Below are 264 nucleotides of genomic sequence, written 5' to 3'. Positions count from 1 at the left end.
ATCCATGACTGGGTCTACGAAAACCGGGCCATCTACCTGACCGAGCTGAACAAGCTCGGCGCACAGGTGCAGCTCCTGGATCCCCACCGGATCTACGTCAACGGACCCACCAAGTGGCGTGCCGCGGAAGTCGGTTGCCCTCCGGCCCTGCGTCCGGCTGCCTGCCTTCTCCTGGCGATGCTTGCGGCCAGGGGTACGTCCGAGTTGCGCAACATCTACTTGATCGAGCGCGGTTACGAGGACCTGGCCGAGCGGCTGAACACC

General features: G+C 64.0%; 1 pseudogene. It reads left to right on the top strand.

Annotation, left to right across the window (positions count from 1 at the left end):
- Positions 1-264, top strand: a pseudogene (locus tag ACPYOM_RS22750) (UDP-N-acetylglucosamine 1-carboxyvinyltransferase); the annotation flags it as partial.

This window comes from Monashia sp. HAY1-2A (assembly GCF_056755315.1).
The sequence above is the reverse complement of the archived record's forward strand: the minus strand, read 5'-3'. Positions and strand labels throughout refer to the sequence as shown.